This window comes from Psychrobacter sp. (assembly GCF_041554015.1).
In the GTDB taxonomy this organism is placed as follows: Bacteria; Pseudomonadota; Gammaproteobacteria; order Pseudomonadales; family Moraxellaceae; genus Psychrobacter.
In genome coordinates, this window is sequence record NZ_JBFFMS010000054.1 from 1 (window position 1) to 9,608 (window position 9,608).

General features: G+C 44.9%; 7 protein-coding genes. 6 read left to right on the forward strand and 1 reads right to left on the reverse strand.

Features of this window, described 5'->3' with window-relative positions; all coding sequences use genetic code 11:
- A partial coding sequence (locus ABYU67_RS11135) for an ABC transporter permease (protein ID WP_372845198.1) occupies positions 1-820 on the forward strand: 820 nt, incomplete at its 5' end.
- 146 nt (positions 821-966) lie between these two features.
- Complete coding sequence (locus ABYU67_RS11140) at positions 967-2,313, forward strand: ABC transporter ATP-binding protein (protein ID WP_372845200.1); 1,347 nt, start codon at positions 967-969, stop codon at positions 2,311-2,313.
- Between the two features lie 114 nt (positions 2,314-2,427).
- Here the strand turns inward: ABYU67_RS11140 and ABYU67_RS11145 are convergent, their stop codons facing one another.
- Positions 2,428-3,306, reverse strand: a complete 879-nt coding sequence (locus tag ABYU67_RS11145) for a methyltransferase (RefSeq protein ID WP_372845202.1) — start codon at positions 3,304-3,306, stop codon at positions 2,428-2,430.
- Positions 3,307-3,823: 517 nt separating this feature from the next.
- On the opposite strand from ABYU67_RS11145, the gene gyrA reads away from it, so the two are divergent.
- From gyrA to ABYU67_RS11165, 4 genes are all read left to right on the forward strand, one after another.
- Positions 3,824-6,595: a DNA gyrase subunit A gene (gene gyrA / locus ABYU67_RS11150; RefSeq protein WP_372845204.1), complete on the forward strand. Its 2,772-nt coding sequence runs from the start codon at positions 3,824-3,826 to the stop codon at positions 6,593-6,595.
- 110 nt (positions 6,596-6,705) lie between these two features.
- Positions 6,706-7,776 carry an EamA family transporter RarD gene (gene rarD, locus ABYU67_RS11155; protein ID WP_372845206.1) on the forward strand — a complete coding sequence of 357 codons (1,071 nt, stop codon included), beginning with the start codon at positions 6,706-6,708 and terminating at the stop codon, positions 7,774-7,776.
- Between the two features lie 291 nt (positions 7,777-8,067).
- Positions 8,068-9,138 (forward strand): EamA family transporter RarD, encoded by a 1,071-nt coding sequence (gene rarD, locus ABYU67_RS11160; RefSeq protein WP_372845208.1) that lies wholly within the window; start codon positions 8,068-8,070, stop codon positions 9,136-9,138.
- A 258-nt stretch (positions 9,139-9,396) separates the two neighbouring features.
- A partial coding sequence (locus tag ABYU67_RS11165) for a glutathione S-transferase N-terminal domain-containing protein (RefSeq protein WP_372845210.1) occupies positions 9,397-9,608 on the forward strand: 212 nt, incomplete at its 3' end.

A 9,608-nucleotide genomic window follows, 5' to 3' on the forward strand; every position in this document is an offset into this window, starting at 1 on the left:
AAAACGCGGTAATGTTGTCACGCAAGGTAGTAGCCAGCGTCTTGAAGCCAGTAAACCGGCCAAGCTTGCTATGGCGCTGCTTTGCACGCTGGTGTTTTTAATCGCTTTTTTGATACCCTTTGCCCAGCTTATCTATTGGACAGCGACGAACTTTCAACAAGATTTTGATGCCCGCTATATTGATTTTGTTATCAATAGCCTCATGATTGCGAGTATGACCACCGCATTTATCGCGGTCTTAGCGATTATCATTGCATGGATTAAGCGCCAATATCCGGATAAATCGACCAAGCTTATGACCACTTTAGCCAATCTGGGCTATGTGGTGCCGGGTACAGTATTGGCAGTTGGGATTTTTATTCCGATTGCGTGGCTGGATAATCAGCTGATTGAGTTTGGGGTGACCTCTACACAGTTTTTATCTGGTAGTGTGATTGTGATGCTGCTGGCTTTATCGACACGCTTTATGACGGTGAGCTTCCAACCGGTAGACCGGCAGCTTCAGCGCTTGACCGTCAATCAAGAAGCGGCTGCTAAACTCCTTAGCGATAGTCCTTTTCAGCGCTGGCGGCAAGTGATGTTACCAGTACTAAGCCCAGGGGTGTTGACGGGTTTGTTGATGGGGTTCGTTGAAGTCATGAAAGAGATGCCCATTACCTTGATGACACGGCGCCAAGGCTGGGATACGCTGGCGGTTCGGGTATTTGAGATGACCAGTGAGGGCATGTGGGCTCGCGCTGCATTACCCAGTCTATTGATTGTATTGGTCGGTCTTATTCCTGTTTGGATATTACTGCGTCAAAGTGACAAGCAGGGCTGACATGGTTTTTGAATAAAAAATTATCCTTATATGAATGATAGATGTTAAATGGTTTTTTTACATTGTTCAGGTTTAAGATTTGAATATTGTGACGCTGGATTTTCTTCACTAATAGCTTACTGGTACTGTTTATGTATACTGACTTGATGAACGATTCAATAAATCCAGCAAATGCTGATGCTGTAGAGCCTCAGAGTAAAGCACGACAAAGTCATGTGAAGAAGCCACCTGTGACCATTCTAACCAAGGCGCAAATGGCAAAGGCTGTGGCAGAGAAAGAACTGCGACAAGGTACTGCTGGTGTAGATGGTTCATGTATACAGAAACAAGAATCCGCTGCCACTCAGGCCTATTTTAGTGTACAAAATTTGGTGGTAGGTTATGACGATACCATCGTGGTCAATGGTTTGTCGCTAAACTTGCAGCAGGGTGAAATCGGTTGTTTTTTGGGCTATAGCGGCTGCGGTAAGACCACGGCATTAAGAGCGATTGCGGGGTTAGAGGAGAGTCGCGGTGGCAAAATCACGCTTAACAATCAGCGACTAACAGAGCAAGCAGCGCGACTCTCATTTGCCGTTGCACCTGCCAAACGCGGTATGGGCATGGTGTTTCAAGATTATGCGCTGTTTGGGCATTTAAGCGTGGCGAAGAATATCGCTTTTGGTCTGCACAAATGGTCGGCTGCTGACAAAAAAGCCCGCGTTGCTGAGATGCTAGCGCTCGTAGAGTTGACTGAGCACGCTGATAAACGCCCAAGTGAGCTCTCAGGTGGGCAGCAGCAGCGGGTGGCATTGGCTCGTGCATTGGCGCCGAAGCCTAAGCTATTGCTACTTGATGAGCCGTTTTCGAACTTGGATGTGGTACTGCGTGAATCCTTAGCCATGAATGTCCGCGATATTCTTAAGCGTACCAATACCACCGCTATTTTGGTCACTCATGATCAAAATGAAGCTTTTGCACTCGCTGATAAAGTTGGGGTGATGCATAAAGGTAAGCTGGTACAATGGGCGACTCCAAGTGAGCTATATCATGAGCCTGTCAGCCCATTTGTTGCGGAGTTTGTCGGCGAAGGGGCGATGATAGATGGCATCATCAAAGAGGGTCATGTCGAGACGGCGCTTGGCGATATCTATCGGCGGATGGAAGTCTACGATGCGTCCGGTCAGCCGCAATATTGTGAGTACGATTATCCAAATGGGACGCCGATTAAGGTCTTGGTGCGTCCTGATGACATTATCCATGATGATGACAGCACGCAGACCGCCTTAGTGGTGGGTCGGGTATTTCGCGGTGCCAATTATCTCTATCGCTTGCAGTTGGATAATGGCCAAACGGTATTATCATTAGTCGCAAGCCATCATAACCATGAAATCGGCACACAAATCGGTATATTGCCCATCCTTGAGCACGTGGTGGTATTTGATGAAAAAGATATCAATGCTACGACTTGGTCGGAATACGATAGGTCAGAGCGGTTTGACGATATCCGATAGCGTATATTAAGCCCTTTTGCTAAAAGGACTTATGATATTTAAGTATTAAGGTTTTTAAGGTGTCTGTATTTAAGGTGCCTGTATCTAAGAGGCAGGTTTTTAAGAAACAGATACTTAAGAGCCACGCGCCGCTAGCAGATGTAAGTAGCGTCCAAGCCATTTATACGGCTCCAATTGCGAGTAGCGCAGCTCCATGCGTATGACCGCTTCAGGATCATTATGCCCACCACGTTTTAGCGGTGAATAATCATGAAATACCCGCAGACCACTAGCGACTTGAGTTTTGTAGTCGTGCGCCTGTAGCCACGCTTCAACCTCTTCTTTTGCCACAGGATGATTGGGCGTTAGGCTTTTTTTATTGTCGGCTTTATAATCTGTGTTATCGAGTAAGTTAAAGTTACCCATGATCAAATTGCGATAATCAAAACTTACTGGATTATAAAAGCACAGTGAAATTGCGCCATTCTGTGTCAGGTATTGATCAAAGAAATCCATCACCGCCGCAGGTTCTGCCAACCATTCAAGCAGCGCATGACACATGATTAAGTCGAATTTTTCCGTCTTATTGGCCAGTTTTTCTTCAAGCTCTTGATACGGGCATACATGCCATGTGATCTTTAGATCATCATCATATTGTGCAGCGCTTGCTTGCGCTTTTTCTAGCATATTGGCTGAGATATCATTGATGACGAGTATGTGCCCTTGCGCCGCAAGCTCAATGCCAATTTGCGCCAGCCCCGCGCCCACATCCAAAATACGTAACGGTCGCCCAAGTAGGAGGCTCGTCTGCGCGCAATATGCAAAAATATCACGGCGCAGTACCGCCAGTCGAATCTCTCCCTTTAAGCCGCCATAAACCTTTTTCTCAAAATGATCGGCAATCGCATCAAAACTGCGATCCGTACGAGTAGCTGCTGCTATCGCTTGCACGGTCACATTTTCTGTAGAGTCTACTGCGTTGCTATTATTACTATCTTGATGGCTGGTTGGCATGAAAGGTTGTCTGTATCAGAGAGTTTATGGTGGCGTATCGTACAATAAAGTAAGGCGCTAATCTAGCGCTGATAGCATTAAGCGCTTTTTTTGGATTGTTTATATACTCTAGTGATTTATGAATTCGATGACGCACTGTTTAGAAAATTAGGCGTCAGGCTGTGTTGCTCAAACCATACTTATTTTAACCATAAAAATGGCAAAACCAAGCTGTAATGACGCCGCTATGGATAATGATTTTTGCATCGAGATGATTGCTAGAGAAAGTGGTGGCTAATGAGCTGTTTTGCTTGATTTTAATAGCATCTAGATGTCCCTAAATCGACAAAAATGTGCTAAAATAGCTTCTTTTATTTAACATTAAAACTATCGCTAATTCTCACTAGATGCGAGGTTGCTAAGCCTTTTTTTGATGGTCACTGTATTTATCATATAACGGCGCTTTGGTGCCGTTATTAGTGCCTATATGGTTTAGAGAAACCCATGCTAGAGAGTAGATGTGAGTGAGGGAGTGTATATGAGCGAATCGGTCAGTCCTATTGCCATTGTGGACGAATTAAAGCAGTCCTATTTGGATTATGCGATGAGCGTGATCGTCTCGCGCGCGCTGCCTGATGTGCGTGATGGATTCAAACCGGTACACCGCCGTGTGATGTATGCGATGCACGTGTTGTCTAATGACTATAATAAGGCTTATAAGAAGTCTGCACGTGTGGTCGGCGATGTCATCGGTAAATATCACCCACATGGCGATAGTGCTGTTTATGATGCCATCGTACGTATGGCGCAGGATTTTAGTCTTCGCTATCCGATGGTTGACGGTCAAGGTAACTTTGGCTCAATTGATGATGATCCTCCGGCAGCGATGCGTTATACCGAAGTACGTATGACTAAGCTGACCCATCAGATGCTTGCTGACTTGGACAAAGATACTGTCGATTGGGAAGATAACTACGATGGCTCTGAGCGTATGCCAAGCGTGTTGCCTGCGCGTATTCCAAACCTATTGGTCAATGGTGCTACGGGTATTGCCGTTGGTATGGCAACCAATATGGCCCCGCATAACCTCACTGAAGTGATCAATGCCTGTATCGCTTATGCGGCAAACCCGCAAATATCTGCCGAAGAGCTGATGTCGCATATCTCAGGTCCTGATTTCCCAACGGGCGGTATTATTTACGGTCGCGCCGGTATCTTAGATGCGTATCGTACTGGTAAAGGTCGCTTGCATGTACGTGGTCGTTATATCATCGAGCCGATGAGTGACACCGGTGTCAACCGTGACCGTGAACGCATTGTGTTCACTGAAGTGCCCTATCAAACCAATAAAGCTAAGCTGATTGAGCGTATTGCTGAATTGGTTCGCGATAAGAAAATCGAAGGTATTACCGAGATTCGTGATGAGTCTGATAAAGACGGTATGCGTATTGCGATTGATTTGCGCCGCGGTGAAACTGCCGAAGTGATCGTCAATAACTTATTCTTGCAAACGCCGCTTGAATCGAGCTTTAGTATCAATATGGTGGCGCTGGATAATGGTCAGCCAAAGCTATTGACCTTGCGTCAGCTGATTGCCGCCTTTGTTCGCCATCGTCAAGAAGTGGTGACACGCCGTACTATTTTTGAGCTCAATAAAGCCCGTGTACGCGGTCACTTATTAGAAGGTTTGACCGTTGCCCTTGCCAATATCGATGAGATTATTGCAACTATTAAAGCCTCTGCGAATCGTGGCTTAGCTCGTGAAAACTTACTGGGTAATACTTGGGGTTCAGGTAGCGTCGTAGCCATGCTCACCGCTGCTGGCAGTCAATCAGTACGTCCTGATTTTATTGAAGGCGAAGATCCAAAAGCGCCGTTTGGTCTGATTGATAATCAAGAAAGCTATCGCTTATCGCTTGAGCAGGTCAATGCGATTTTGGATATGCAGCTACATCGCTTAACTGGTCTTGAGCAAGATAAATTGACCGAAGAGTACCAAGACTTGTTGCGTGAAATCGCCCATTTAGAGTCGATTCTTGGTGATTTTGACAAGCTGATGACCATTATCTCAAATGAGATGATTGAGATCCGTGATAACTTTGGTGATGAGCGCCGTACTGATATTATTGATTCGCGTATGGACTTTAACCGTGAAGACTTAATTCCAGAGCAAACCGTAGTAATGACGGTATCGCGTACTGGCTATGCTAAGACGCAGCCAATCGATGACTATGTCGCGCAAAAACGTGGCGGTAAAGGTAAGTCAGCAACCGCGATGAAAGAAGACGATGTGATTGATCACTTGGTTGTGACCTCAACGCATGCTACCGTACTGTGCTTCACTGATAGCGGTCGTGTCTTTAGTCTACGTGGTTTTGAGGTGCCAATTGCCAGCCGCGGCGCCCGTGGTCGTCCATTGGTGAACTTAATTGGCTTAAATCCTGATGAAACAGTCACTACGATATTGCCTATTCCAAAGATCGTAGAAGAGCTGTCTGATAAAACATTCATAGATAATGATTTATCCGATGACAGCATACAAGCAGAGCCACCATTTGTCTTCTTTGCAACGGCCAACGGTACGGTGAAGCGCGTCGAGCTGAAACAGTTTGCTAATATTCGCTCGAATGGTCTGATTGCGGTTGGTTTAGAGGAGGGCGATAAGCTTGTGAGCGCTCGTATTACCAATGGTAGCCAAGAAGTAATGCTATTTGCTTCAAGTGGTAAAGCGATTCGTTTTGATGAAAATGATGCGCGTGCGATGGGTCGTACTGCTAAAGGCGTCCGTGGTATGCGTTTGGCGGCTGATGAGTTTATCAAATCCTTGGTGGTTATCGAAGATGACGTGCGCGAAATCCTAATCGCTTGCGAGAACGGCTTTGGTAAACGTACCTTTATTGATGAGTTCAATACACAAAATCGTGGCGGTGGCGGTGTGATTGCGATTAAGACAAGCGCCCGTAATGGTGAGCTTGTACGCGCTACCAAGGTTGAGCCAGAAGACGATATTATCTTAATCTCAGATAAAGGTACTTTGGTACGTACGCCAGTGCAGCATGTCGCAAGCTCAGGTCGTAATACCCAAGGCGTGACCTTAATTCGTTTATCAAAAGATGAAAAGCTGGTCGCTATGGCGCGTGTTGAGCATGAAGAAGGTGACAACGAGCTGATTGATGCAATGAGAGAAGATGGAACGTTTGAGGTAGAAGGTCAAGAGCAGAAGAATGTCGATGCGGCAAATTCTGAAACGACGGAGACTGACCTCAATGAGTCTAGTCAGTCAGAAGCTGTCAATGATACTGATGAATAACGGTTTTATGAGTTAGCTTTTTGATCTAGTCTTTTATTTTCTTTACTAGAAAAAGCCTCTGACGTTATCGTCGGAGGCTTTTCTTTTTTCTATTCTTTAAGGCTGTATTTATGCTGACGACCAACCAAACCTTCCAAGGAACTTTAGCATCGGTATCCTCAAGTTTTTTATTCGCCTTGATGTTCTTGTTCGGGCTATTTATGCTGCCATTAACCGGTACGCAAGTGGCTTCATGGCGTATCCTGATGATGCTCTTAAGCCTTGTGCTATTGGTCAGCTTTACCAAGCAATGGCAGCATTGTTTTGATTATCTAAAAACCTTAAAGACTATAAAAGAGTGGATCATTTTTATCCTACCAACGCCGATATTGGGTGGGCAGATTTGGCTGTTTATGTGGGGACCGGTCAATGGTTTTGGTCTTGATGTGACATTGGGGTATTTTTTATTGCCGCTGGTGATGATAGTATTGGGCCGCTTTTTTTATCATGAACATATGAGCGCCCTGCAGTGGCTAGCTGCAGTATGTGCAGCTCTAGGGATTGGTTATGATATTTTTCAATATGGGACAGTCTCTTGGGTGACGCTGTTTGTGTGCTTGGGCTACCCGCCTTATTATCTGCTGCGCCGTACGCTTGCCGTACCGCCTATTACCGGTTTGCTCTCAGATTTGACGTTATTGACACCTCTGATGCTGATAATGCTGTATAGCAGTGGCGGCTTTAGTGTGGCAGCTCACAACATAAAGTTTTGGTATTTATTGCCGCTGCTTGGTGCTTTTAGTGCGCTTGCCATGTCGCTGACCATGGTTGCCAGTAGTAAGCTGCCGGTATCATTGTTTGGTGCACTAAGTTATGTAGAACCGATGCTGTTATTTGTGTTATCTATTACCGTATTGAATCAAAGCCTTAATGAGGGTGGTTCGCTATTTATGTATGGCATGATTACGCTGGCGTTATTTATCATGCTTACTGATAGCATCAAAGGTCACTTTATCCGCCGCCGTGACAATCATCTGCACGGCTACCGCGAGCCGCAAGTTGGCGGTTTTCCACCGCGTAGGCGTTTAATCAACCACCGTATCGATGGAGTATTGGCTGCCCATCGCTTCCGTAAGATTCAGCGTTATCAAAAAAAAATGGATCGCATACAGCGTAAAATTGAGCAGCTGAATGCTAAGTGAGCAAAGTGATGAATGTAAGATACAAAGTTAGGTCTAATAAGCCAAATATCAAAATAAATAGACGGCTTAGGTCAATATATTGCTTATCTATTCTGACTTTGACATAATGTAAATCTTGATTAAGCACTTAGGATTTACAGCGTTTATATCAACATTATACGATTGATTTATCAGTAAAATATTGTATAGATAAAAAGCTTATAGACCAAAGGCCTCCGACGTTCGCGTCTGAGGCTTTTGTTTTTTTTCAAAATTGCCAAGGACGTGCGCTTATCTCTAAAGGCTGTTGTTATGTTCCCCACCAATCAGACGTCGCAGGGCACCATCGTTGCAGTAGCAGCAAATTTCCTCTATGCATTGCTATTCTTATTTGGTCTATTGATGCAGCCATTATCAGGAACACAAGTTGCTTCTTGGCGCGTGCTGATGATGCTACTCAGCTTGGTGTTACTGGTCAGTGTCCTGAAACAATGGCAGCATATTTTTGATTACCTTAAAACCTTAAAGACGGCAAAAGAGTGGTTTTTATTTATCATACCCACACCAATTTTGGGCGCGCAAATCTGGATATTTATGTGGGCACCTGTCAATGACTTGGGGTTAGAGGTGACATTGGGGTATTTCTTATACCCCATGATTATGATTATCGTTGGGCGCTTTTTTTATAATGAAGATATGACACTGCTACAGTGGGTGGCTACCCTCTGTGCTGCGCTCGGTATAGCTTATGATATCTGGCAATATGGCAGTATTTCTTGGGCAACTTTATTTGTTTGTTTGGGGTATCCGCCTTATTATTTGCTGCGTCGCAAGCTTGCTGTACCGCCGATTACAGGGCTTATCTCAGATTTGATTTTATTAACACCGGTGGTTATCATTGCTTTATATATGAGCGGTGGTTTTGAGCTGGCGATATCTACCGATAAATTTTGGTATCTATTGCCGCTACTGGGTATTATCAGTACGGCGGCGATGGCGCTGACTATGGTCGCCAGTCAAAAACTGCCTGTCTCGCTATTTGGTACATTATGCTACCTTGAGCCGATATTCTTATTTATCTTTTCTATCACAATTTTGCATCAAAGCGTCGATGAGGGCGGCTCATTATTTATGTACGCTATGATTTGTATTGCACTACTGATTATGATTGCGGATAGTGCGCTCGGTTATGTGACTCGTCGCCGTGACGACCGCTTGCAAGGGTATAACGAGCCTCAGGTCGGCAGTTTCCCGCCGCGCCGTCGCCTAAAAAATCGCCGTATCAAAGGCGTACTGACCGCGCATCGTTTCCGTAAAATTAGAAAGTATCAGCAAAAAATAGACAAGATGACGCGCAAAATTGAAGCGTTACATGCTAAATGACATTGGTAGCTTAAGGGTGATAAGTTTGACTTGCTAGGCTATATTCTATAGCCGTGCTCTACACAGTTTCTGTGTTAAAGGCTGGTTAATTGCGCTATTATCGACAGCAGTGCTGCCACGCTCAAAACAATGCCTGCTCATGCCTAATCAATCATATCTAATACTGCTCAACAGGCTTAGCAATGCTATTAATGTTATCAATGGAATGCGGGCGCTACCTATCATTATTACTTATTCACACTATAACTAGGATGGTTTATGTTACACCTTCATCATTTAGCAAACTCGCGCTCGTTTCGTATTATCTGGCTGTTAGAAGAGCTTGGCGTCGATTATCAATTGACTTGTTATGCGCGTAACAAAGCCTACCGCGCACCAGATAGCTTAAAACAAATACATCCACTTGGTCATGCGCCGATGTTAGAGGTAAATGAACGTGTGCTCATTGAGTCAGGATTTATCATTGAATA